Raw genomic sequence first — 21,637 nt, 5'->3', positions numbered from 1 at the left:
CTGCGCCAACACCAGGGAAATCTTGGCTGCGCCGTAAATTATTATGATGAGTTACAAGGGCACAGCACTGTTTTTCAGGCCGCACGCAGTTAAGATAGCAAAACTTAAATGATTTGTTACATGAATCAGTTAAATGTGTGATGCGTAGCATTTTTATTAAAAAAATTAATGTGTTTCAGTCAATTGCGAAAGGATGATCACAATGAAGAAAATTGGCGTAATTCTGAGCGGATGCGGCGTCTATGACGGTTCTGAAATTCATGAAGCGGTGTTGACGTTGTTAGCTATTTCACGCAGCGGTGCGCAGGCGGTCTGCTTTGCACCGGATAAGCAGCAGGTTGATGTAATCAATCATTTAACTGGCGAAGCGATGCCGGAAACGCGCAATGTGCTGATTGAAGCGGCACGAATAACGCGTGGTGAGATCCGCCCTCTGGCCCAGGCCGATGCCGCTGAGCTGGATGCGTTGATTGTGCCGGGGGGGTTTGGTGCGGCGAAGAATTTAAGCAACTTTGCCCGTCTGGGGAGTGAATGCACCGTTGACCGTGAATTAAAGGCGCTGGCACAAGCGATGCATCAGGCCGGAAAACCGCTTGGTTTTATGTGTATTGCCCCGGCGATGCTGCCGAAAATTTTCGATTTCCCGCTGCGTTTGACCATCGGTACTGATATTGATACCGCAGAAGTGCTGGAAGAGATGGGCGCGGAGCATGTGCCGTGTCCTGTCGATGATATCGTGGTTGATGAAGACAATAAGATTGTCACCACCCCTGCATATATGCTGGCGCAGAACATTGCAGAAGCGGCGAGCGGCATTGATAAGCTGGTTTCCCGCGTGCTGGTCCTGGCGGAATGAGTAAAAGCCGCTTAACGGTGTTTAGTTTCGTTCGCCGTTTTCTTCTGCGGTTAATGGTTGTCCTCGCCGTTTTCTGGGGCGGGGGCATCGCGTTGTTTAGCGTTGCGCCTGTTCCCTTCTCAGCGGTAATGGTTGAGCGGCAAGTCAGCGCCTGGCTGCATGGCAATTTTCGTTACGTGGCACATTCTGACTGGGTCAGTATGGATCAAATCTCGCCGTGGATGGGACTGGCGGTGATTGCCGCAGAAGATCAGAAATTTCCTGAGCACTGGGGCTTTGATGTCGCTTCCATTGAGCAAGCCCTGGCGCACAACGAACGCAATGAAAACCGTATTCGCGGTGCGTCAACGATTTCTCAGCAGACAGCCAAAAATCTCTTTTTATGGGATGGGCGCAGCTGGGTTCGAAAAGGGCTGGAAGCCGGATTAACGCTGGGGATAGAAACGGTCTGGAGCAAAAAGCGTATCCTGACGGTTTACCTGAATATCGCCGAATTTGGCGACGGTGTGTTTGGCGTCGAAGCTGCGGCACAACGTTATTTCCACAAACCCGCGAGCAAGCTTACCCGGTCGGAAGCTGCATTACTGGCAGCTGTATTACCTAATCCACTTCGTTTCAAAGTCTCCGCGCCATCGGGCTACGTGCGTAGCCGTCAGGCGTGGATTTTACGGCAGATGTATCAGTTAGGCGGTGAGCCGTTTATGCAACAACACCAGCTTGATTAAGCTTCGCGCGAAGTGAGGGCCAGCGTTTTGCTCTCACGAGGTTGCAGATCTTTCTGCAGGGCAATAGCCAGCGCCGGTTGGGCGATAAATCGTTTCCACAACCGCTCTTGCTTACGCAGACAACACCACTTCGACCAGGTCGCCAGTGGAATCAATGTGCTTTCACCAATGTTGTCGCAGACGACGGGGATAACCTCTGACTCACTGATGCGATGACAAAGGATATTCTGCGGCTTCAGCGACATCGTCACGATACGGTTATCCTGTAAATAACGCTTCAGCTGTTTCAGTAGCTGGCGCAGTTGTGCAATGTCTTCTTCGTAACGGCATTGTTCAGCAAATTCGGTCAGCGTAATGGAGGGCTTGCCGTCAAAATCTGCAATCACATCGTAGACATAACCGGTTCCGCAATCCGTCTCAACGGTACCGTGATAGCGCGGTATTCCACTCCAGTCTTTTAACCGGCGACCAAGATGCGCGTAGTACTTTAACTCACGGCGGATCTCTTTATCGCCACCATCGCCACGATGGTAGACAATCTTGATACAGCGTTGGGCATCTTCCGGATGCGCATAACATTTCCGATGTCTTCCGGTGCCCAGGGGACTTTGTTCAGATAAGCGAATCATGCCATCTCCTGGAAATATTTTCTGACGATCTCCAGTATGGTCGATTAACTTAAACAAAACCTAAACAATGCCTCTTAAGGTTTTCTTAAGGTTCTTCTGAAAGTAAAAAGCGCACAAAATGTACAAATGACGTTGATTGAGAACGATTTCAGTACGTGATTTTCTTATTGTCGGGGGGAGTTTGAAGGGAGTTGTATGTCAAAGTGATGAAGATTAATCTTCATCAAAACCAGAATTAAAGAGGGCGATAACGGCGGCCAGTGCTTCCTCTTCCTGTGGACCGGTCGCTTCAACTTCAATCTGCCGTCCTTTGGCAGAATCCAACATCAGCAGCGCAATAACGCTGTTGGCTTCAGCCTCGGTGCCTTCGTCATTACGTAACAGCACTTCAGCGTCAAAACCTTGCATTAATTCAAACAGCTTCATTGCAGGCCGGGCATGCATGCCCAGCTTGTTTGTGATTTCAACAGTTTGCTTGACGGTCATGGTTTACGTTTTTCCAGCGTACGATGGCGTGACTGGACGTTTTTACCGCGCGAGCGGAAGTAGTCAGCCAGTTGCTCTGCAATATACACCGAACGGTGCTTCCCGCCGGTACAACCAATGGCGACCGTCAGGTAGCTACGGTTGTTGGTTTCCAGCATAGGTAACCATAGCTCAAGATAGCTTCGCGTCTGGTAGATAAAATTGTGTACTTCTGTGTGGCGGTCGAGGAACGCGGCGACAGGCTTATCCAGACCTGTCATTGGACGCAGTTTCGGATCCCAGTGCGGGTTCGGCAAGAAGCGCACGTCAAAGACGTAATCTGCATCGATAGGGATACCGTGTTTGAAGCCGAAAGACTCAAAGACCATGGTCAGTTCGCGTTCACGTTTACCCAGCAGACGGGTACGCAGCATTTCAGCCAGCTCGTGAACGGACATTTCTGAGGTATCGACAATCAGATCCGCTCGCGAACGCAGAGGCTCCAGCAAATCGCTTTCTTTGTCGATAGCACTTTCCAGCGACAGGTTTTTGCTGGAAAGCGGATGCAGTCGGCGCGTGTCACTGTAACGACGAATTAAGGTATTACGGTCGGCATCCAGGAACAGTAGTTGCGGTGAGAAAGCGTCAGGCAGGTTACTCATCGCCTGTTCGAATATTTCTGGTGACTCCGGCATATTACGAACATCAATGCTGACGGCGGCAGAAATCTCGCGATCGGCCAGAGTTCGAGCCAGATCGGGTAACAACACTACGGGAAGGTTATCCACGCAGTAAAAACCCATATCTTCCAGCGCACGCAGGGCGACAGATTTACCTGAACCTGAACGTCCGCTGACGATCATCAGTACCATGTACTGTTTCTCCTCACAACGTCTAAAAGAGACATTACCGAATAACTACGCTTCATCCGGAGTACCTTCGGTATCCGTAATGATTTGATACAGCTCTTCATCGCTCTGGGCTGCGCGTAAACGGCGGCAGATGGTTTTGTCCGCCAGACGTTTCGCCACCAGTGACAGAGTATGCAGGTGCGTTTTAGTTTGGTCTGCCGGCACCAGCAGGGCAAAAAGTAAATCCACCGGTTGGTTGTCGATGGCATCGAAAGCTATAGGCGTTTCGAGCTGAACGAAAACGCCAACGGCGCGCAGAGTATCTTCTTCCAGTTTGCCATGCGGAATGGCAATACCATTGCCGATACCGGTACTGCCCATTTTTTCCCGCGTCAGGATAGCTTCAAAAACCACCTGAGGCGGCAGGCTAAGTTGTTTCGCCGCCAGCTCGCTGATGATTTCCAGGGCGCGTTTTTTGCTCTGACAGTGGACGCGGCTTCGCGTACATTCCCTGTTAAGAACACTGCTAAGCTGTAGAGTTGTATCATTATTTGTCATAATTTCACCTAAGAACCTGCCCACTCAAACAGTGGAACAGGCTCGGAGCATTAACCGTACAAATGGCCCGTTGTGCCGCACAACAGGCCGCCATGCACATGCTAATTGCCCGGACAATTAGTGTTGTTTCAGTTTATCTTTATGTTTGGTCAACTGGCGTGCCAGCTTATCAATTAAGCCATCAATGGCAGCGTACATGTCCTGACCTTCCGCGCTGGCATGAATTTCACCACCGTTTACATGCAGTGTTGCATCTGAGGTGTGGGTGACTTTCTCCACTTTCAGAACAACATAGACCTGGTTGATTCGGTCAAAATATTGCTCAAGTTTGGCAAATTTGGCTGTAACAAATTCGCGCAGTGCCTCGGTGATCTCGACGTTATTTCCGGTAATGTTGAGCTGCATAGTGTCTTCCTTATCGGTTGGGTCAAACGAGCTGTTTACGCTGGTTTGACGGCGGAATGGATAAAGACTCTCGGTACTTCGCAACAGTGCGGCGTGCCACCATGATACCTTGTTCCGACAGCAAAGAGGTTAACTTGCTGTCGCTCAACGGTTTCGCTGGGTTTTCCGCCGCGATTAATTTCTTCACCAGCGCACGAATCGCCGTGGAGGAAGCTTCGCCGCCGCCCTCGGTATTGACGTGACTGGAAAAGAAATACTTCAGTTCAAAAATGCCTCGTGGACTATGCAGGTATTTTTGCGTGGTCACGCGAGATATCGTCGATTCATGCATTTCGACAGCCTGGGCGATATCGGCCAGTACCATCGGTTTCATATATTCTTCACCTTGCTCAAAGAAGGCCTGCTGCTGTTCAACGATACAGCGACTCACGCGCAGTAGCGTATCGTTACGGCTTTCCAGACTCTTGATCAACCATTTGGCATCCTGCAGATTGCTGCGGATAAACTGGCTGTCACCATCGTTGCGCGCGTTATTGCACATCGAGGCGTAGTGCTGGTTGATTTGCAGACGCGGAATGCTGTCACTGTTGAGTTCTACCGTCCAGTGACCGTTATGCTTACGCACCAGCACATCTGGAATGACATACTCAGGTTCGCCAGTCTGGATCGACTGCCCGGGGCGCGGATCGAGCGACTGGATCAGATTGACGGCTTCTTTCAGCACATCTTCTTTCAGACGCGTGACGCGCATTAAAGTGCGGAAGTCGTGATTGGCTAACAGATCGAGATGATCGCTAATAATCAGTCTGGCCTCTTCCAGCCACGGCGTGGTTTTATCGAATTGGGAGAGTTGGATCAGCAGACAGTCACGCAGATCTTTTGCCGCCACACCGACTGGATCAAACCGTTGGATCCGCTTAAGGACGGCTTCAACTTCGTCGATGTCAATCTCTTCATCGCCCATACTTTCGAGAATATCTTCCAGCGGGACAGTCAGATAACCGGTGTCATCAACGGCATCGACGATAGAGGTAGCAATAGCGCGGTCAGTGTCGGAAAACGGTGTCAGCTCGACCTGCCACATCAGGTAATCCTGCAAGGTCTGCGTCGTTTCGCCCTGATAGACCGGCAGCTCGTCGTCAATGTAGTCACCGCTGGTGCCGGATGGTGTACCAGCGGTGTAAATGGTGTCCCAACTGGCATCGAGCGGCAGCTCTTCCGGCATCTCTTTTTGTTCGAGCGCGTCGGCGGTGTCCAGCGTTTCACTGTCTTGCGTTTCGCGGGTGTCGATTTCTTCATGAGTGTCGATTTGCTCAAGCAGCGGATTACTCTCCAGCGCCTGCTGTAGCTCCTGCTGAAGTTCCAGCGTCGACAACTGCAACAGACGAATTGCCTGTTGGAGCTGTGGCGTCATCGCCAGTTGTTGGCTAAGCCTGAGTTGCAAACCTTGCTTCATGTTCAGAATCGTACTCTCCTGCTAAAACGTCGCAAACTTCTACCCTATCAGAGTCTGAAGTCTTCCCCAAGGTATACACGCTTAACGTGTTCGTCTTGTAAGATTTCTGTAGGCGTGCCGTGGGCGATCAAATGCCCCTGACTGACGATATAAGCGCGTTCACAAACCGCCAGTGTTTCACGCACGTTGTGGTCAGTGATCAGTACGCCCAGGCCGCTGTCGCGCAGGTGTTCAATGATGCGTTTAATGTCGATAACCGAGATCGGGTCAACCCCGGCAAACGGTTCGTCGAGCAGAATAAATTTCGGATTCGCAGCCAGTGCGCGGGCAATTTCTACACGGCGACGTTCACCCCCGGAGAGTGACTGCCCCATGCTGTCACGCAGGTGCTCAATGTGAAACTCTTCCATCAGCTCGTTCGCGCGGTCTTCACGTTGTTCAGCAGACAAGTCGTCACGAATTTGCAGTACCGCCATCAGGTTATCGTAAACGCTGAGGCGACGGAAAATGGAGGCTTCCTGTGGCAGATAGCCGATACCGCGGCGCGCGCGTGCATGCAGAGGCAGCAGACTGATATCGTCATCATCAATAATGATGTTGCCCGCATCGCGCGGCACAATGCCTACAACCATGTAGAAAGTGGTGGTCTTACCGGCACCGTTTGGCCCCAGCAGACCGACAATTTCCCCGGAGTTGACGGTCAGGCTGACGTCTTCTACCACGCGACGGCCTTTATAGGCTTTTGCAAGGTTCTTTGCAGTTAATGTTGCCATAACGAATTAATTACCCTTCTTCTGTGCCGGGGTCTGGCCTTTGTTGTTTTTGTCCTGCAGCTGCGACGGCACCAGAACGGTGGTTACGCGCTTACCTTTGTCGCTGAAAGCCTGCATTTTCTGCTCTTTCACCAGGTAAGTGATCTTATCGCCCTTAATGTTGCTATCGACCTGCTGCAGATAAGCATTACCCGTCAGAACGACAAAATCTTTTGCCAGTTCGTAGTGCATCTGGGAAGCGTGACCTTCAACGGGTTTACCATTGTCCTGCATCTGGTAGAACGTTGCCGGTTTACCGTAGCCGTCAATCACTTCTTTACCTTGTTCGCCGCCCGGACGGGTAACGACCACTTTGTCGGCATTAATTTTGATGGTGCCCTGGGTGACGATGACATTACCGGTAAAGGTAACCACGTTGCCTTGCATATCAAGAGATTGCTGGTCCGATTCAATGTGGATCGGCTGATCAGTGTCTCCGGTTACAGCAAATGCCGGAATGCTGGCGGCCAGAAGTGAGCTGGCAAGCACAAGATTAAGGCTGAGTTTGTTTGTTTTGAATTTCATAGGATGTTCTAACCTTTTCAATCAGCTCGGCGTTCTTGCTGCGTAAGTTGCCGCGCATTTTCAGACCGCTGGAGTTAAATGTTGTTCCGTATAACGTGACGAGGTCTTCAGAGGTAACATCCTGCGTCACCAGATTGATCTGCGCGTTATCCGTCGTGATTCTGCGAAGTTGAGAGTCCGGCACAAGTGCGTTGACTTCAACGTGTCCATATAAATAGAGCATCCGGTCATTGGTCAGCTTGGCTTTATCTGCTTTTACTGACCATGTCGGGATTTTATCCTTATCAAACGTGGTAAGTACCGGCTGCGTAAACCACGAAACGGCCTGATCGGAATAATATTCAACATGTTGAGCAATCAATCGATAGCTTAGTGCCCCTTCTGGGTTATAGACGAGCGTGTCCGTATGCTCGCTTTTATAGGTGGGATCATTGTTGTTGACGACCACCTGGGCGGTATCGTCTTTTTCGGCCATATTAATGCCGATCATCACCAGAACCGCCAGTGATAGCACAATGATAACCCAACGTCTGGCTTTACTCATATCGATTGCCCTTTGGCTTCATCCAGTTTGCCCTGCGCCAGGAGTAATAAGTCGCAAACTTCTCGCACTGCGCCACGACCGCCAGCAATGCGCGTCACGTAATCGGCGCGCGGGATCAACAGTGGATGCGCATCGGCCACGGCGACGCTTAACCCCACTTTTTCCATTACCGGCCAGTCGATGAGATCATCGCCGACATAAGCCACATTTTCCGGGGCAATCGCCAGTTTTTCCAGCAGATCGCTAAAGGCGATCAGTTTGTTTGACTGCCCCTGATACAAGTGAGTGATCCCCAATGTGGCACAACGATCTTCTACCAGTTTAGCCTTTCGCCCGGTAATGATAGCGACTTCAATATCAGAGGTGAGCGCACAACGAATGCCATAACCGTCACGAACATTGAACGCTTTCAGCTCTTCGCCATTATTGCCCATATAAATCAGGCCATCTGACAGTACGCCATCGACATCGAGGATCAGCAGACGAATATTCTCTGCTTTTGCCATAACGTCGGCGCTGACAGGGCCGTAACAGGTCGCAAGCGACGCACCTGCTTTGCTCATTGTTGTTTATCCTTGAATCTTTACACTACGCCTGCACGCAGTAAATCATGCATATGTAACACACCGAGTAAATGGTCGCCATCGGCAACCATCACGGAGGTGATATGGCGGGACTGCATTAAGTTCAGTGCCTCAACGGCCAGAATGCCAGGGCGCACACGTATTCCCCCCGGCGTCATCACATCGGCAATACTTAACTGACGAACATCCACGCCCATATCGAAGACACGGCGTAAATCACCGTCGGTAAAGATGCCTTCAATCATCATATTGTCATCGCAAATGACAGTCATACCAAGATTTTTGCGGGTAACTTCCAGCAACGCGTCACGCAGACTGGCCGTTTTCTTAACATGCGGGATCTCATCGCCCGTATGCATAATATCGTTTACGCGCAGCAGAAGTTTACGACCCAGTGCGCCGCCTGGGTGTGAGAGCGCAAAATCTTCAGCAGTAAAGCCGCGTGCTTTTAACAGCGCGACAGCGAGGGCATCGCCCATAACCAGCGTGGCGGTGGTGCTGCTGGTCGGTGCCAGCCCTAACGGACAGGCTTCTTTCGCTACTTTAACACACAGATGCACATCTGCGGCGCGCGCCATGCTGCTCTCCGGGCGACCGGTGATGCAGATTAACGGTACGTGAAGACGCTTAAGCACTGGAATTAAGGCCGTGATTTCGCTGGATTCACCTGAGTTAGAGATAGCAATCACCACATCCTGTGGGGTGACCATGCCTAAATCACCATGCGCGGCTTCACCAGGATGGACGAAAAATGAAGGTGTACCGGTGCTGGCAAACGTTGCCGCCATTTTGCGCCCGATGTGCCCCGATTTCCCCATCCCCATGACGACAACTTTCCCTTTACACCAGAACATCTTTTCACAGGCAAGCGTGAAATTCTGATTGATGTATTGATCAAGCTCCGCCAGGCATTCACGTTCAATCGCCAGGACTTCTTTACCTGCTTGCTGAAAGTCAAAACCCGGTTGTAACTCTACGTGCGACATAATGCGTTTCCAGTTATTCAACGAGTATTGGCGATAACCAGTACAACATCGCCAGCCATACGATAAATCCGCCAGTTAATAATACCCCTACACCACGGCCCGATTGCGGGGAGCGCCGCCAGCACAGCAACGCAAAAATAATGCTCACCAGCAACATCACGCTGTAGTCACGACTGTACGCCAGTGGATCAATCTCTCCTGGCGTTATCAGCGCGGGTAAACCCAACACGATGACAATATTAAAGATGTTTGCGCCAATAATATTTCCGACCGCAATGTCGTTTTCACCTTTGCGAACCCCCGCTATTGCGGTTGCCAGTTCCGGCAGGCTGGTTCCGATAGCAATTGCCGTCAGACCCATCGTCAACTCGCTGATGGCAAAGTAATTCGCCAGCACCGTGGCGTTATCAACCACCATCCGCGTGGCCACTGGCATGATGATAAGCGCAATGCCGAGCCATAAAAACGCGACGGGCAATCCGCCGTCACGCGGCAGCTCTGCAAGCTGCTCTCTGGTCAGGCTGTCAGTCCCCTGACGTTCAGCCTGACGTGCAAGTTTAACAATGAACAGCAGCCATAGCACAGCCAGAAAGAGGAGAAAGATACCATCGCTGCGACTAAGTTGTCCGTCATAGAGTACGGAACCGGCCACCACGCTGACCAACAACATTAAGGGTAATTCACGGCGTAGAACATCGGAATGGACGGTAAAAGGACGAACCAGCGCAGCCAGACCGAGGATCAGCAATATATTGATAATGTTTGAGCCGAGGGCTGTACCAACGGCTAAATCGCGTTGTTCGTGCAGAGACGCGGCAAGCGAGACGATGATTTCTGGTAACGATGTACCAATACTGACCACCGTCATGCCGATGATTAGCGGCGGGATGCCAAAGGTTCGGCAAAGAATAGACGCGGCAAAAACCAGGCGGTCGGCACTGTAAACGACCAAAAGTAAACCAACAATTAACAGTGCCGTAGCTAAAAGCATCTAACGTCCTTTCTTCAGGTATACTCGCCGGTCCGCTGAAGATTTTCAGAAAGCCGTAACGGATTCTTAATTTTGACTTTATGCGGCTAAAAAGTAAAACAAATGCCAGCTTTCGCTAACCACGGCGGGTAATATTCTGTAAATATGTTGGGTTCAAGGTTAAATTGAGCGCCATGCTTAGAAAATCAACGCAAGACGAAGGGTGAATTATGGAGCAGTCTGTGGCGAATTTAGTCGATATGCGCGATGTCAGTTTTACGCGTGGCAATCGCTGCATCTTCGATAATATTTCCCTGACCGTGCCGCGAGGGAAGATCACGGCGATCATGGGGCCATCGGGCATCGGTAAAACGACGCTACTCCGTCTGATTGGCGGGCAAATCGCACCAGATCATGGTGAGATCCTTTTCGATGGTGAGAATATTCCGGCGATGTCTCGTTCGCGCCTGTATACAGTGCGCAAACGGATGAGCATGTTATTTCAGTCCGGGGCGTTGTTCACTGATATGAACGTATTTGACAACGTCGCCTATCCACTGCGGGAACATACCCAACTTCCCGCGCCATTGTTGCATAGTACGGTGATGATGAAGCTGGAGGCAGTGGGGCTGCGTGGAGCGGCTAAACTTATGCCTTCTGAACTTTCCGGTGGGATGGCGCGGCGTGCAGCGCTGGCACGTGCGATTGCGCTGGAGCCGGATCTCATCATGTTTGATGAGCCCTTTGTTGGGCAAGATCCCATCACCATGGGCGTACTGGTGAAGCTGATTTCTGAGCTGAACAGCGCGCTGGGTGTGACTTGTGTGGTGGTTTCTCACGATGTGCCGGAAGTGTTAAGTATTGCCGATCACGCCTGGATCCTGGCGGACAAAAAAATTGTCGCTCATGGCAGTGCCCAGGCGTTGCAGGCGAATCCTGATCCGCGCGTACGTCAGTTTCTGGACGGGATAGCTGACGGGCCTGTTCCGTTCCGCTATCCTGCCGGCGATTATCACGCTGATCTTTTACCAGGGAGTTAAGCCACTCATGCTGTTAAATGCGCTGGCGTCGCTCGGACATAAAGGGATTAAAACCCTGAGAACGTTCGGGCGGGCCGGGTTAATGTTATTCAATGCGCTGGTCGGCAAACCGGAATTTCGCAAACATGCGCCGCTGCTGGTGCGCCAGCTCTATAATGTCGGCGTCCTGTCGATGCTGATTATTGTAGTTTCTGGCGTGTTCATCGGAATGGTGTTGGGGCTGCAAGGTTATCTGGTTCTGACCACTTATAGTGCGGAAACCAGTCTGGGTATGCTGGTGGCGTTATCGCTACTGCGTGAACTGGGGCCGGTGGTTGCCGCGCTGTTGTTTGCCGGGCGTGCCGGTTCGGCGCTAACCGCAGAAATCGGCCTGATGCGCGCTACAGAGCAACTCTCCAGTATGGAGATGATGGCGGTGGATCCGCTGCGTCGGGTTATTTCTCCCCGTTTCTGGGCTGGGGTTATTTCATTACCACTGTTGACGGTTATCTTCGTCGCCGTGGGGATCTGGGGCGGATCGCTGGTCGGCGTCAGTTGGAAAGGCATTGATAGCGGGTTCTTCTGGTCGGCAATGCAAAATGCCGTCGACTGGCGTATGGATCTGGTCAACTGTCTGATTAAGAGCGTGGTGTTTGCCATCACGGTGACGTGGATTTCGTTGTTTAACGGCTACGACGCCATCCCGACGTCTGCCGGGATTAGCCGGGCAACCACTCGCACCGTTGTCCACTCGTCTCTGGCTGTTCTGGGGCTGGATTTTGTGCTGACCGCATTGATGTTTGGGAATTGAGTTCATGCAAACGAAAAAAAATGAAATTTGGGTGGGTATCTTTTTATTAGCAGCACTGCTTGCGGCGCTTTTTGTTTGCCTGAAGGCAGCGAACGTGACGTCTATACGTACTGAACCGACCTATACGCTTTATGCGACGTTCGATAACATTGGCGGCCTGAAAGCGCGCTCTCCGGTCAGCATTGGTGGCGTTGTTGTGGGCCGGGTGGCGGATATTACGCTGGACCCGAAAACCTATCTGCCACGCGTAACGCTGGAAATTGAACAACGTTATAACCACATTCCTGATACCAGTTCGCTGAGCATTCGTACTTCCGGCCTGCTGGGGGAACAATATCTGGCATTAAACGTCGGTTTTGAAGACCCGGAACTGGGGACTGCTATCCTGAAGGATGGCGATACAATTCAGGACACCAAGTCTGCGATGGTGCTGGAAGATCTCATTGGTCAGTTCCTTTACGGTAGTAAAGGCGATGACAATAAGAATAGTGGCGATGCGCCTGCTGCTGCGCCAGGTAATAATGAAACCACTGAACCTGTGGGTACAACGAAATAATTTCAGGAGAACCGACGCATGTTTAAACGTTTAATGATGGTCGCTTTGCTGGTGATTGCACCGCTGAGTGCGGCAACCGCGGCAGACCAGACCAATCCGTATAAGCTGATGGACGAGGCGGCGCAGAAAACGTTCGATCGCCTGAAGAATGAGCAACCGCAAATTCGGGCCAACCCGGATTATCTGCGTACCATTGTTGATCAGGAACTGTTGCCATACGTACAGGTGAAATACGCCGGTGCGCTGGTGCTGGGCCAGTATTACAAGAGTGCGACCCCAGCTCAACGTGATGCTTACTTTGCCGCTTTCCGTGAGTACCTGAAGCAGGCTTACGGTCAGGCGCTGGCGATGTATCACGGTCAAACCTATCAGATTGCGCCAGAACAGCCGCTGGGCGATAAAACCATTGTGCCTATTCGCGTTACCATTATTGACCCAAATGGCCGCCCGCCGGTGCGTCTGGACTTCCAGTGGCGTAAAAACTCCCAGACGGGCAACTGGCAGGCTTACGACATGATTGCTGAAGGCGTCAGTATGATCACCACCAAACAAAACGAGTGGGGAACGCTGCTGCGTACCAAAGGTATCGACGGCCTGACTGCACAACTGAAATCGATTTCTCAACAGAAAATCACTCTGGAAGAGAAAAAATAATGAGCGAGTCACTGAGCTGGATGCAGACGGGTGACACGCTGGCGCTATCCGGAGAGCTGGATCAGGACGTTCTGCTACCGCTTTGGGAAATGCGTGAGGAAGCGGTGAAGGGGATTACCTGCATCGATCTTAGCCGTGTGTCCCGCGTGGATACGGGTGGACTGGCACTGCTGCTCCATCTTATCGATCTGGCGAAAAAGCAGGGCAACAATGTGACGCTTCAGGGGGTAAACGACAAAGTGTATACCCTCGCGAAATTGTATAATTTGCCTGCTGATGTTCTGCCTCGTTAAATTTTTTCAGGCCGGATATGGCGTTAACCGCCTGTCCGGCAAACCTGCCTGCAAGTCGAGCCTTGTCTGATTTATCAGCGAGGCTTTTTGCTTATTTATGCCAGCGCAACTTTGCTCTAAGATGTTTCGCTGATTTATTAACTGATGATTGAAGATCCCATGGAAAATAATGAAATTCAGAGCGTGTTGATGAACGCTCTCTCCCTCCAGGAAGTCCACGTTTCCGGCGATGGCAGCCACTTTCAGGTTATTGCCGTGGGTGAGTTGTTTGACGGCATGAGTCGGGTTAAAAAACAGCAGACGGTCTATGGCCCGCTGATGGAATATATTGCGGATAACCGCATTCATGCTGTGTCGATCAAAGCGTATACCCCTGCGGAGTGGGCGCGCGATCGCAAACTGAACGGCTTTTGAGCTATGGGCGATTCGCCGGTAGCGGATATGAATTGTTAACTGAGAACAAACTAAATGGATAAATTTCGTGTTCAGGGGCCAACGAAGCTCCAGGGCGAAGTCACAATTTCCGGCGCTAAAAATGCTGCTCTGCCTATCCTTTTTGCCGCACTACTGGCGGAAGAACCGGTAGAGATCCAGAACGTCCCGAAACTAAAAGACGTCGATACATCAATGAAGCTGCTAAGCCAGCTGGGTGCGAAAGTAGAACGTAATGGTTCTGTGCATATTGATGCCCGCGACGTTAATGTATTCTGCGCACCTTACGATCTGGTTAAAACCATGCGTGCTTCTATCTGGGCGCTGGGGCCGCTGGTAGCGCGCTTTGGTCAGGGGCAAGTTTCACTGCCTGGCGGTTGTACGATTGGTGCACGTCCGGTTGATCTACACATTTCTGGTCTCGAACAATTAGGCGCGACCATCAAACTGGAAGAAGGTTACGTTAAAGCTTCCGTCGATGGTCGTTTGAAAGGCGCACATATCGTGATGGATAAAGTCAGCGTTGGCGCAACGGTGACCATCATGTGTGCTGCAACCCTGGCCGAAGGCACCACGATTATTGAAAACGCAGCGCGTGAACCGGAAATCGTCGATACCGCGAACTTCCTGATTACGCTGGGTGCGAAAATTAGCGGTCAGGGCACCGATCGTATCGTCATTGAAGGTGTGGAACGTTTAGGCGGCGGTGTCTATCGCGTGCTGCCGGATCGTATCGAAACCGGTACTTTCCTGGTGGCGGCGGCGATCTCTCGCGGCAAAATTATCTGCCGTAACGCGCAGCCAGATACTCTGGACGCCGTGCTGGCGAAACTGCGTGACGCTGGAGCGGACATCGAAGTCGGCGAAGACTGGATTAGCCTGGATATGCATGGCAAACGTCCGAAGGCTGTTAACGTACGTACCGCGCCGCATCCGGCATTCCCGACCGATATGCAGGCCCAGTTCACGCTGTTGAACCTGGTGGCAGAAGGGACCGGATTCATCACCGAAACGGTCTTTGAAAACCGCTTTATGCATGTGCCAGAGCTGAGCCGTATGGGCGCGCACGCCGAAATCGAAAGCAATACCGTTATTTGTCACGGTGTTGAAAAACTTTCTGGCGCACAGGTTATGGCAACCGATCTACGTGCATCAGCAAGCCTGGTGCTGGCTGGCTGTATTGCGGAAGGGACGACGGTAGTTGATCGTATTTATCACATCGATCGTGGCTACGAACGCATTGAAGACAAACTGCGCGCTTTAGGTGCAAATATTGAGCGTGTGAAAGGCGAGTAATTGTCTGAGAGCTGGCAGCCCCGTTCGCGGGGCTACCGCCAGACCACTCATTTTTTCGGTTTAGTGTAGCTACGCATCAACTGCGTTCTGTCGATAAACTCATGGGTCTGCGGATCATGGTAGCGAGATGGCCAGATAATCCAGGGGTCAGTTCCCAGGGCTTTCGCAATAATCATCTCTCCTTTCGGCCAGGGGCGCGATAATGCGTTCGCCAGCGTTGAGGAACTCAAACCATTTCTGCGAGATTCCGCCGCCATTGACGTTCCCTTCTTGCGCAAACCCGCAATGATGTCAGCGGGATGCCAGTCAATGAAATTACTTTCCATCTTTCCTCACTCCTTAAGTTAGTCGCTTTCATTCAGAACACTTCTTCTGTCGAGCATCACTATACTCCTGATGGCCTATTGCTCTAAAAAGTTCCTGTAAAGAGTGTGAATATTCAGAATATATAAAGATACATACACTGGTTTTTCAGGCGTTATTGCGCTGAATAAGTGTTTTTATGGAACTTATTGGAATCATCCCGCGCACTGCGCGGGATGAGGGGGAGGGGATTAACGATCGCGTTGAACAGCGATGTGCGCGAGGCCGATGAGTGCTTCTCGCCACGGGGTGTCCGGGAGCACCTGTAACGCTGCGATGGCTTTGTCTGCTTCTTCCTCGGCACGCTGACGCGTCCATTCAAGAGATCCACAAGCGTTCATTGCTTCCAGAACCGGTTCCAGAAGATGGCGACCGTTACCCTGTTCGATGGCGGTACGAATCATCTGTGCCTGTTCTGGTGTGCCATGATGCATTGCATGCAGCAGCGGCAGCGTCGGTTTACCTTCGTTCAGATCGTCGCCGATGTTTTTACCTAACTGTTCGCCATCGGCATTGTAATCGAGTAAATCGTCGATCAACTGGAAAGCAGTGCCGAGATAGCGCCCATAATCCTGCAGGCCTTTCTCCTCCTCCGGCGTACAGCCAGCCAGAATCCCGGAACACTGCGCGGCAGCCTCAAACAGACGCGCGGTTTTGCTATAGATAACGCGCATGTAGTTTTCTTCAGTGATGTCCGGATCGTTAACGTTCATCAGTTGCAGAACTTCACCTTCTGCGATGACGTTTACGGCTTCTGACATGACTTCCAGCACTTTGAGCGAGCCGAGGCTGGTCATCATCTGGAACGCGCGGGTATAAATAAAATCGCCTACCAGCACGCTGGCGGCATTGCCAAATGCGGCGTTGGCGGTAGCTTTACCCCTGCGCATATCTGATTCATCCACAACGTCGTCGTGCAGCAGAGTCGCCGTGTGGATAAACTCGATCAGGGCAGCAATGGTGACATGCGCATTTCCCTCATAGCCAACAGCTCGTGCAGCCAGTACAGCAATCATCGGACGAATACGTTTACCGCCGCCGCTGACGATGTAATAGCCTAACTGATTGATCAGTTGGACGTCGGAATTAAGCTGCTCAAGGATTGCCGCATTAACACCCGCCATATCTTGCGCGGTTAACTCATTGATTTTTTCTAAATTCATCGCAAAAGCCGGGCTTTTCGCCCCGATTACCTTACTGTGAACAAAGGCAACTTAGGGTTTATGGTTAGGAATATAGGGTGATTGTACTGAAAAAATGGCACAGATAAACGTTACCGTACAAGTTGTGTTTTTTTTCTTCGTGTATTGACTGTAGCACTTGTCAAAGGCGTGCGTTTTGCGTAATATTCGCGCCCTATTGTGAATATTTATAGCGCACTCTGAATCATTGAAAAGGTGTGCGCGGAAGCGGAGTTTTATATGTACGCGGTTTTCCAAAGTGGTGGTAAACAACACCGAGTAAGCGAAGGTCAGACCGTTCGCCTGGAAAAGCTGGACATCGCAACTGGCGAAACTGTTGAGTTCGCTGAAGTGCTGATGATCGCAAACGGTGAAGAAGTCAAAATCGGCGTTCCTTTCGTTGATGGCGGCGTAATCAAAGCTGAAGTTGTTGCTCACGGTCGTGGCGAGAAAGTTAAAATCGTTAAGTTTCGTCGTCGTAAACACTATCGTAAGCAGCAGGGCCATCGTCAGTGGTTCACTGATGTGAAAATTACTGGCATCAGCGCCTAAGACCTGAGGAGAGATTTCAAATGGCACATAAAAAGGCTGGCGGCTCCACACGTAACGGTCGCGATTCAGAAGCTAAACGCCTGGGCGTTAAGCGTTTCGGTGGCGAATCCGTTCTGGCGGGTAGCATCATCGTTCGTCAACGTGGTACCAAATTCCACGCTGGCGCTAACGTAGGTTGCGGTCGTGACCACACTCTGTTTGCTAAAGCAGACGGTAAAGTGAAATTCGAAGTTAAAGGCCCGAAAAACCGTAAATTTATCAGCATCGAAGCTGAATAAGTTTTTCGCGTCCCGGTAACGGATGAAAGCCCCGCAACACGTTGCGGGGCTTTTTACATTCGATAACCGGTAAAAATGCGCATGGTGCGACGTTAATCCGCAAATGCGCTTTGCAGGGAATACGGTATGAAGCAGCAGGCAGGCATTGGCATTCTTTTGGCGCTCACCACAGCAATTTGCTGGGGGGCGTTGCCAATCGCAATGAAGCAGGTGCTGGAGGTGATGGAACCTCCGACAATCGTGTTTTACCGTTTCTTGATGGCGAGTATTGGCCTTGGTGCCATTCTTGCGGTGAAGAAGAGGTTGCCGCCATTACGCGTGTTTCGTAAGCCACGCTGGTTGATTTTGTTGGCAGTGGCGACCGCCGGGCTGTTTGGGAACTTCATCCTGTTCAGCTCATCCTTGCAATACCTGAGTCCGACCGCTTCGCAGGTGATTGGGCAACTCTCGCCAGTTGGCATGATGGTTGCCAGCGTATTTATCCTGAAAGAGAAAATGCGCAGCACTCAGGTTGTAGGGGCATTGATGCTCCTGAGCGGCCTGGTGATGTTTTTTAACACCAGTCTGGTCGAGATATTTACCAAGCTCACCGATTACACCTGGGGAGTAATCTTTGGGGTCGGTGCGGCGACGGTGTGGGTGAGTTATGGCGTGGCGCAAAAGGTTTTATTGCGTCGGCTGGCCTCACCGCAGATCCTGTTTTTACTGTACACTTTATGTACAATTGCGCTCTTCCCTCTGGCAAAGCCTGGAGTGATAGCGCAGCTTAGCCACTGGCAGCTCGCATGTTTAATTTTTTGCGGACTGAATACATTGGTAGGATATGGCGCCCTGGCGGAAGCGATGGCTCGCTGGCAGGCAGCGCAGGTGAGCGCGATCATCACGCTCACCCCACTGTTTACGCTGTTTTTTTCAGATCTTTTATCACTGGCCTGGCCCGATTTCTTCGCCAGACCGATGTTAAACCTTTTAGGTTATCTCGGTGCGTTTGTCGTGGTTGCGGGCGCGATGTATTCCGCCATTGGTCATCGTATTTGGGGCGGATTACGTAAGCATACAACGGTGGTATCGCAACCCCGCGCAGGCGAATGATTTACGGAGAATAAAATGAAGTTTGTTGATGAAGCATCGATTCTGGTCGTTGCAGGTGATGGCGGTAATGGTTGCGTGAGCTTCCGCCGCGAAAAGTATATTCCGAAAGGCGGCCCGGATGGCGGCGACGGCGGTGACGGCGGTGACGTATGGATGGAAGCCGACGAGAACCTGAACACGCTTATCGATTATCGTTTTGAAAAATCTTTCCGCGCAGAGCGTGGTCAGAATGGCGCAAGCCGCGACTGTACCGGTAAGCGCGGTAAAGACGTGACGATTAAAGTGCCGGTAGGTACGCGTGTTATCGACCAGGGTACCGGTGAAACCATGGGCGATATGACCAAACACGGTCAGCGTCTGCTGGTTGCTAAGGGCGGCTGGCACGGTCTGGGCAATACCCGTTTCAAATCGTCAGTTAACCGTACACCACGGCAGAAAACTAACGGTACGCCGGGCGATAAGCGTGAGCTGCTGCTGGAGCTGATGCTGCTGGCTGACGTCGGTATGTTGGGGATGCCAAACGCGGGTAAATCGACCTTTATTCGTGCGGTATCGGCGGCTAAACCGAAAGTGGCGGATTATCCGTTTACCACTCTGGTGCCAAGTCTTGGTGTGGTACGAATGGACAACGAAAAGAGCTTCGTTGTTGCCGATATTCCAGGACTGATTGAAGGCGCTGCGGAAGGCGCTGGCCTGGGCATTCGCTTCCTGAAGCACCTGGAGCGTTGCCGCGTTCTGTTGCACCTCATCGATATCGATCCGATTGACGGCACCGATCCGGTTGAAAACGCGCGTATTATTATCAGCGAGCTGGAAAAATACAGCCAGGATCTGGCGGCGAAACCGCGTTGGTTAGTCTTCAACAAGATCGATCTGCTGGATAAGGCAGAAGCCGAAGAGAAAGCGAAAGCGATCGCTGAAGCGCTGGGCTGGGAAGATAAATATTATCTGATCTCTGCGGCGAGCGGACTGGGCGTGAAAGATCTCTGCTGGGATGTGATGACCTTTATCATTGAAAACCCGGTCGTGCAGGCTGAAGAAGCGAAACAGCCAGAGAAAGTCGAATTCATGTGGGATGATTATCACCGTCAGCAGCTTGAAGAGATTGCTGAAGAGGATGATGAAGACTGGGATGACGACTGGGACGAAGACGACGAAGAAGGCGTTGAGTTCATTTACAAGCGTTAATCAGCAAAACCCCGGCCATGCGCCGGGGTTTCTCTTTAGACTAATTGTTCTGGTAAATATCTTTATACAAACGGCTTTCAAAACGTACCAACGGAATACGGCGATTACGCTGATCCGCCGGTTCTACTGCATAGCCAGAAAGATATTGTACAAACGCCATTCGTTGCCCGCTCGCCGTGGTAATGAATCCCGCCAGGTTATATACCCCCTGCAACGAGCCGGTTTTCGCTGAGACTTTGCCATCCACGCCCGCCTGATGCAGACCTGCACGGTACTGCAAAGAGCCGTCATAGCCCGCCAGCGGCAGCATAGAGATAAAGTTAAGTTCATTGTCGTGTTGGGCTATGTATTGCAGCACCTGCATCATGGTGGCGGGGGCAATCAGGTTATGCCGCGAAAGCCCTGAACCATCGGCAATAATGGTGTTACCAATATCGACACCGGCTTGCTGGCGCAGGATCTGACGCACGGCGTCCGACCCGGCCCGCCATGTTCCAGGCACATTGAAGCGCGCATGGCCGATCATGCGGAAAACCGTATCGGCAATCATGTTGTCCGACTTTTTCAGCATAATCTTAAGCAGATCGTGCAGCGGGGCCGACTGTTTACTGGCAACTACCGTTCCAGGTTCGTTAACTTGAGTCTGGCGCAGCAGTGTTCCGCTCCAGGTGATACCCGCCTGTTTTAACTCATCTTTCAGAATTGCCCCGGCATAGCTGGCACCATCCTGCACGGCAAAAGCCAACGGGAGCGGCTCAGAACGTTGTGGCAGGCATCCGGTCAGCGTAAAGCGGTTCAGGTCGCCTGGCACCACATCCAGCTCGCAGTATTGCGCTTCGGCAGAACCACGGGGGAGGGTGCGTACCTGGCTGAACATCGTAACGGGGTAATAAGATGCCACGCGTATAAAAGCCATATCACCAGGTTTTGGGGCACTATAGAGCGAGACGGAGAAACAGTTGCGGTCAACTATGGCGGCGGCAGGCGGAGCGCTAAAGCATTGTGTCATGTCATTCCATGGCCAGCCGGGGGCTTTATCGTGGCTGGCGAAAATGGAGGTATCTATCAACACATTGCCATCGATTTGGTTGACGCCAGATTTTTTCAAAGTCGCGACCATATTGCGAATATCCTGACGTTTTAACGTCGGATCGGCACCAAATCGCGCTACTAAGTCACCCTTAAGTACACCGTTTTCCACATTACCTTTGGTTTCAAGCGTCGTGGTAAAACGAAAATCGGGGCCGAGTTGAATCAACGCCGCCAGCGCAGTAATCACTTTCTGCGTACTGGCGGGCAGCGCCATCTGCTGACTGTGGTAATCAATAGCGGGGGCCGACGCGCCGACTTTTTGCACCATCAGGGCAAGGTTGGCACCAGCGGGGAGTTGAGTAATGTACTCATCAACATTTGCGGCCTGAACACTGAACGCTATACAGCTGGTCAATCCGATGATAAATCTGGAAAATCGCATAATCTCGCGCTAACAACCTGGAATCGAGCCGTCATACTACGGCGCAACGCCCTATAAAGTAAACGATGACCCTTCGGGAACT

Annotated in this window: 28 protein-coding genes; 13 read left to right on the top strand and 15 right to left on the bottom strand. The window is 51.6% G+C overall.

Features of this window, described 5'->3' with window-relative positions:
* Positions 1 to 202: 202 nt before the first annotated feature.
* The gene (gene elbB, locus ACJHWR_RS03820) at positions 203 to 856 is read left to right on the top strand and encodes an isoprenoid biosynthesis glyoxalase ElbB (RefSeq protein WP_012311953.1); all 654 of its coding nucleotides are present in this window, start codon (positions 203 to 205) and stop codon (positions 854 to 856) included.
* A complete protein-coding gene (mtgA, locus tag ACJHWR_RS03815; RefSeq protein WP_000047096.1) occupies positions 853 to 1,581 on the top strand; it encodes a monofunctional biosynthetic peptidoglycan transglycosylase in 729 nt (242 codons plus the stop codon). The genes elbB and mtgA overlap by 4 nt, the downstream gene beginning before the upstream one ends.
* Here mtgA and yrbL read toward each other — a convergent pair.
* The 12 genes from yrbL to ACJHWR_RS03755 form a co-directional block, all read right to left on the bottom strand.
* The gene (gene yrbL, locus ACJHWR_RS03810) at positions 1,578 to 2,210 is read right to left on the bottom strand and encodes a PhoP regulatory network protein YrbL (protein WP_000620405.1); all 633 of its coding nucleotides are present in this window, start codon (positions 2,208 to 2,210) and stop codon (positions 1,578 to 1,580) included. The genes mtgA and yrbL overlap by 4 nt on opposite strands.
* A gap of 213 nt (positions 2,211 to 2,423) precedes the next feature.
* Entirely contained in the window at positions 2,424 to 2,696 is a 273-nt protein-coding gene (npr, locus tag ACJHWR_RS03805; protein WP_000216791.1) for a PTS phosphocarrier protein NPr, read from the bottom strand.
* Complete coding sequence (gene rapZ, locus ACJHWR_RS03800) at positions 2,693 to 3,547, bottom strand: RNase adapter RapZ (RefSeq protein ID WP_000243741.1); 855 nt, start codon at positions 3,545 to 3,547, stop codon at positions 2,693 to 2,695. The genes npr and rapZ overlap by 4 nt, the downstream gene beginning before the upstream one ends.
* 45 nt (positions 3,548 to 3,592) lie before the next feature.
* Positions 3,593 to 4,084, bottom strand: coding sequence for a PTS IIA-like nitrogen regulatory protein PtsN (ptsN, locus tag ACJHWR_RS03795; RefSeq protein WP_000183676.1), 492 nt, complete (start codon positions 4,082 to 4,084; stop codon positions 3,593 to 3,595).
* A gap of 117 nt (positions 4,085 to 4,201) precedes the next feature.
* Entirely contained in the window at positions 4,202 to 4,489 is a 288-nt protein-coding gene (gene hpf, locus ACJHWR_RS03790; protein ID WP_001176599.1) for a ribosome hibernation promoting factor, read from the bottom strand.
* Between the two features lie 22 nt (positions 4,490 to 4,511).
* Positions 4,512 to 5,945 (bottom strand): RNA polymerase factor sigma-54, encoded by a 1,434-nt coding sequence (gene rpoN / locus ACJHWR_RS03785; RefSeq protein ID WP_000809051.1) that lies wholly within the window; start codon positions 5,943 to 5,945, stop codon positions 4,512 to 4,514.
* A 47-nt stretch (positions 5,946 to 5,992) separates the two neighbouring features.
* Positions 5,993 to 6,718 carry an LPS export ABC transporter ATP-binding protein gene (gene lptB, locus ACJHWR_RS03780; RefSeq protein WP_000224099.1) on the bottom strand — a complete coding sequence of 242 codons (726 nt, stop codon included), beginning with the start codon at positions 6,716 to 6,718 and terminating at the stop codon, positions 5,993 to 5,995.
* Between the two features lie 6 nt (positions 6,719 to 6,724).
* A complete protein-coding gene (gene lptA / locus ACJHWR_RS03775) occupies positions 6,725 to 7,282 on the bottom strand; it encodes a lipopolysaccharide ABC transporter substrate-binding protein LptA (protein WP_000669785.1) in 558 nt (185 codons plus the stop codon).
* A complete protein-coding gene (gene lptC, locus ACJHWR_RS03770) occupies positions 7,251 to 7,826 on the bottom strand; it encodes an LPS export ABC transporter periplasmic protein LptC (protein ID WP_000030537.1) in 576 nt (191 codons plus the stop codon). The genes lptA and lptC overlap by 32 nt, the downstream gene beginning before the upstream one ends.
* The gene (gene kdsC, locus ACJHWR_RS03765; RefSeq protein ID WP_000030016.1) at positions 7,823 to 8,389 is read right to left on the bottom strand and encodes a 3-deoxy-manno-octulosonate-8-phosphatase KdsC; all 567 of its coding nucleotides are present in this window, start codon (positions 8,387 to 8,389) and stop codon (positions 7,823 to 7,825) included. Before kdsC ends, lptC begins: the two co-directional genes overlap by 4 nt.
* Before the next feature lie 20 nt (positions 8,390 to 8,409).
* On the bottom strand, positions 8,410 to 9,396 hold the full coding sequence (gene kdsD, locus ACJHWR_RS03760; protein ID WP_001295557.1) for an arabinose-5-phosphate isomerase KdsD: 987 nt from the start codon (positions 9,394 to 9,396) through the stop codon (positions 8,410 to 8,412).
* Between the two features lie 13 nt (positions 9,397 to 9,409).
* A complete protein-coding gene (locus ACJHWR_RS03755) occupies positions 9,410 to 10,387 on the bottom strand; it encodes a calcium/sodium antiporter (RefSeq protein ID WP_000922873.1) in 978 nt (325 codons plus the stop codon).
* A gap of 209 nt (positions 10,388 to 10,596) precedes the next feature.
* Here ACJHWR_RS03755 and mlaF point away from each other — a divergent pair, with 209 nt between their 5' ends.
* The 7 genes from mlaF (at position 10,597) to murA (ending at position 15,427) form a co-directional block, all read left to right on the top strand.
* A complete protein-coding gene (gene mlaF, locus ACJHWR_RS03750) occupies positions 10,597 to 11,406 on the top strand; it encodes a phospholipid ABC transporter ATP-binding protein MlaF (RefSeq protein ID WP_000438245.1) in 810 nt (269 codons plus the stop codon).
* Positions 11,407 to 11,413: 7 nt separating this feature from the next.
* A complete protein-coding gene (mlaE, locus tag ACJHWR_RS03745) occupies positions 11,414 to 12,196 on the top strand; it encodes a lipid asymmetry maintenance ABC transporter permease subunit MlaE (RefSeq protein WP_000925795.1) in 783 nt (260 codons plus the stop codon).
* 4 nt (positions 12,197 to 12,200) lie between these two features.
* Positions 12,201 to 12,752, top strand: coding sequence for an outer membrane lipid asymmetry maintenance protein MlaD (gene mlaD / locus ACJHWR_RS03740; protein ID WP_001296448.1), 552 nt, complete (start codon positions 12,201 to 12,203; stop codon positions 12,750 to 12,752).
* Between the two features lie 18 nt (positions 12,753 to 12,770).
* Positions 12,771 to 13,406 carry a phospholipid-binding protein MlaC gene (gene mlaC, locus ACJHWR_RS03735; protein WP_000476484.1) on the top strand — a complete coding sequence of 212 codons (636 nt, stop codon included), beginning with the start codon at positions 12,771 to 12,773 and terminating at the stop codon, positions 13,404 to 13,406.
* Positions 13,406 to 13,699, top strand: coding sequence for a lipid asymmetry maintenance protein MlaB (gene mlaB, locus ACJHWR_RS03730; protein ID WP_000004488.1), 294 nt, complete (start codon positions 13,406 to 13,408; stop codon positions 13,697 to 13,699). The genes mlaC and mlaB overlap by 1 nt, the downstream gene beginning before the upstream one ends.
* Before the next feature lie 159 nt (positions 13,700 to 13,858).
* Entirely contained in the window at positions 13,859 to 14,113 is a 255-nt protein-coding gene (gene ibaG / locus ACJHWR_RS03725; RefSeq protein WP_000429656.1) for a BolA family iron metabolism protein IbaG, read from the top strand.
* Positions 14,114 to 14,167: 54 nt separating this feature from the next.
* The gene (gene murA / locus ACJHWR_RS03720; RefSeq protein ID WP_000357259.1) at positions 14,168 to 15,427 is read left to right on the top strand and encodes a UDP-N-acetylglucosamine 1-carboxyvinyltransferase; all 1,260 of its coding nucleotides are present in this window, start codon (positions 14,168 to 14,170) and stop codon (positions 15,425 to 15,427) included.
* Between the two features lie 47 nt (positions 15,428 to 15,474).
* Here murA and sfsB read toward each other — a convergent pair whose 3' ends face one another.
* On the bottom strand, positions 15,475 to 15,753 hold the full coding sequence (sfsB, locus tag ACJHWR_RS03715; RefSeq protein ID WP_000445407.1) for a DNA-binding transcriptional regulator SfsB: 279 nt from the start codon (positions 15,751 to 15,753) through the stop codon (positions 15,475 to 15,477).
* 228 nt (positions 15,754 to 15,981) lie between these two features.
* Entirely contained in the window at positions 15,982 to 16,953 is a 972-nt protein-coding gene (gene ispB / locus ACJHWR_RS03710; RefSeq protein WP_001047333.1) for an octaprenyl diphosphate synthase, read from the bottom strand.
* A 258-nt stretch (positions 16,954 to 17,211) separates the two neighbouring features.
* On the opposite strand from ispB, the gene rplU reads away from it, so the two are divergent.
* The 4 genes from rplU to cgtA all read left to right on the top strand — a co-directional run bounded on the left by rplU (position 17,212) and on the right by cgtA (position 20,081).
* Positions 17,212 to 17,523 (top strand): 50S ribosomal protein L21, encoded by a 312-nt coding sequence (rplU, locus tag ACJHWR_RS03705; RefSeq protein ID WP_000271401.1) that lies wholly within the window; start codon positions 17,212 to 17,214, stop codon positions 17,521 to 17,523.
* Positions 17,524 to 17,543: 20 nt separating this feature from the next.
* Positions 17,544 to 17,801, top strand: a complete 258-nt coding sequence (gene rpmA / locus ACJHWR_RS03700; RefSeq protein ID WP_000940595.1) for a 50S ribosomal protein L27 — start codon at positions 17,544 to 17,546, stop codon at positions 17,799 to 17,801.
* Between the two features lie 126 nt (positions 17,802 to 17,927).
* The gene (locus ACJHWR_RS03695) at positions 17,928 to 18,893 is read left to right on the top strand and encodes a DMT family transporter (RefSeq protein WP_000813037.1); all 966 of its coding nucleotides are present in this window, start codon (positions 17,928 to 17,930) and stop codon (positions 18,891 to 18,893) included.
* Between the two features lie 15 nt (positions 18,894 to 18,908).
* The gene (cgtA, locus tag ACJHWR_RS03690) at positions 18,909 to 20,081 is read left to right on the top strand and encodes an Obg family GTPase CgtA (protein WP_000673561.1); all 1,173 of its coding nucleotides are present in this window, start codon (positions 18,909 to 18,911) and stop codon (positions 20,079 to 20,081) included.
* Between the two features lie 40 nt (positions 20,082 to 20,121).
* On the opposite strand, the gene dacB is transcribed toward cgtA, so the two are convergent.
* Positions 20,122 to 21,555: a serine-type D-Ala-D-Ala carboxypeptidase gene (gene dacB, locus ACJHWR_RS03685; protein ID WP_001212619.1), complete on the bottom strand. Its 1,434-nt coding sequence runs from the start codon at positions 21,553 to 21,555 to the stop codon at positions 20,122 to 20,124.
* Positions 21,556 to 21,637: the final 82 nt, after the last annotated feature.

Source organism: Escherichia sp. WS568 (assembly GCF_046486085.1).
In the GTDB taxonomy this organism is placed as follows: Bacteria; Pseudomonadota; Gammaproteobacteria; order Enterobacterales; family Enterobacteriaceae; genus Escherichia; species Escherichia coli.
Note: the sequence above shows the minus strand (reverse complement) of the source record. Positions and strands in the feature narration are given on the sequence as shown.

Bases quoted from the DNA above. Each gene is read 5' to 3' on its own strand.
- elbB (WP_012311953.1), top strand. From the start codon at position 203: ATGAAGAAAATTGGCGTAATTCTGAGCGGATGCGGCGTCTATGACGGT.
- mtgA (WP_000047096.1), top strand. From the start codon at position 853: ATGAGTAAAAGCCGCTTAACGGTGTTTAGTTTCGTTCGCCGTTTTCTT.
- yrbL (WP_000620405.1), bottom strand. From the start codon at position 2,210: ATGATTCGCTTATCTGAACAAAGTCCCCTGGGCACCGGAAGACATCGG.
- npr (WP_000216791.1), bottom strand. From the start codon at position 2,696: ATGACCGTCAAGCAAACTGTTGAAATCACAAACAAGCTGGGCATGCAT.
- rapZ (WP_000243741.1), bottom strand. From the start codon at position 3,547: ATGGTACTGATGATCGTCAGCGGACGTTCAGGTTCAGGTAAATCTGTC.
- ptsN (WP_000183676.1), bottom strand. From the start codon at position 4,084: ATGACAAATAATGATACAACTCTACAGCTTAGCAGTGTTCTTAACAGG.
- hpf (WP_001176599.1), bottom strand. From the start codon at position 4,489: ATGCAGCTCAACATTACCGGAAATAACGTCGAGATCACCGAGGCACTG.
- rpoN (WP_000809051.1), bottom strand. From the start codon at position 5,945: ATGAAGCAAGGTTTGCAACTCAGGCTTAGCCAACAACTGGCGATGACG.
- lptB (WP_000224099.1), bottom strand. From the start codon at position 6,718: ATGGCAACATTAACTGCAAAGAACCTTGCAAAAGCCTATAAAGGCCGT.
- lptA (WP_000669785.1), bottom strand. From the start codon at position 7,282: ATGAAATTCAAAACAAACAAACTCAGCCTTAATCTTGTGCTTGCCAGC.
- lptC (WP_000030537.1), bottom strand. From the start codon at position 7,826: ATGAGTAAAGCCAGACGTTGGGTTATCATTGTGCTATCACTGGCGGTT.
- kdsC (WP_000030016.1), bottom strand. From the start codon at position 8,389: ATGAGCAAAGCAGGTGCGTCGCTTGCGACCTGTTACGGCCCTGTCAGC.
- kdsD (WP_001295557.1), bottom strand. From the start codon at position 9,396: ATGTCGCACGTAGAGTTACAACCGGGTTTTGACTTTCAGCAAGCAGGT.
- ACJHWR_RS03755 (WP_000922873.1), bottom strand. From the start codon at position 10,387: ATGCTTTTAGCTACGGCACTGTTAATTGTTGGTTTACTTTTGGTCGTT.
- mlaF (WP_000438245.1), top strand. From the start codon at position 10,597: ATGGAGCAGTCTGTGGCGAATTTAGTCGATATGCGCGATGTCAGTTTT.
- mlaE (WP_000925795.1), top strand. From the start codon at position 11,414: ATGCTGTTAAATGCGCTGGCGTCGCTCGGACATAAAGGGATTAAAACC.
- mlaD (WP_001296448.1), top strand. From the start codon at position 12,201: ATGCAAACGAAAAAAAATGAAATTTGGGTGGGTATCTTTTTATTAGCA.
- mlaC (WP_000476484.1), top strand. From the start codon at position 12,771: ATGTTTAAACGTTTAATGATGGTCGCTTTGCTGGTGATTGCACCGCTG.
- mlaB (WP_000004488.1), top strand. From the start codon at position 13,406: ATGAGCGAGTCACTGAGCTGGATGCAGACGGGTGACACGCTGGCGCTA.
- ibaG (WP_000429656.1), top strand. From the start codon at position 13,859: ATGGAAAATAATGAAATTCAGAGCGTGTTGATGAACGCTCTCTCCCTC.
- murA (WP_000357259.1), top strand. From the start codon at position 14,168: ATGGATAAATTTCGTGTTCAGGGGCCAACGAAGCTCCAGGGCGAAGTC.
- sfsB (WP_000445407.1), bottom strand. From the start codon at position 15,753: ATGGAAAGTAATTTCATTGACTGGCATCCCGCTGACATCATTGCGGGT.
- ispB (WP_001047333.1), bottom strand. From the start codon at position 16,953: ATGAATTTAGAAAAAATCAATGAGTTAACCGCGCAAGATATGGCGGGT.
- rplU (WP_000271401.1), top strand. From the start codon at position 17,212: ATGTACGCGGTTTTCCAAAGTGGTGGTAAACAACACCGAGTAAGCGAA.
- rpmA (WP_000940595.1), top strand. From the start codon at position 17,544: ATGGCACATAAAAAGGCTGGCGGCTCCACACGTAACGGTCGCGATTCA.
- ACJHWR_RS03695 (WP_000813037.1), top strand. From the start codon at position 17,928: ATGAAGCAGCAGGCAGGCATTGGCATTCTTTTGGCGCTCACCACAGCA.
- cgtA (WP_000673561.1), top strand. From the start codon at position 18,909: ATGAAGTTTGTTGATGAAGCATCGATTCTGGTCGTTGCAGGTGATGGC.
- dacB (WP_001212619.1), bottom strand. From the start codon at position 21,555: ATGCGATTTTCCAGATTTATCATCGGATTGACCAGCTGTATAGCGTTC.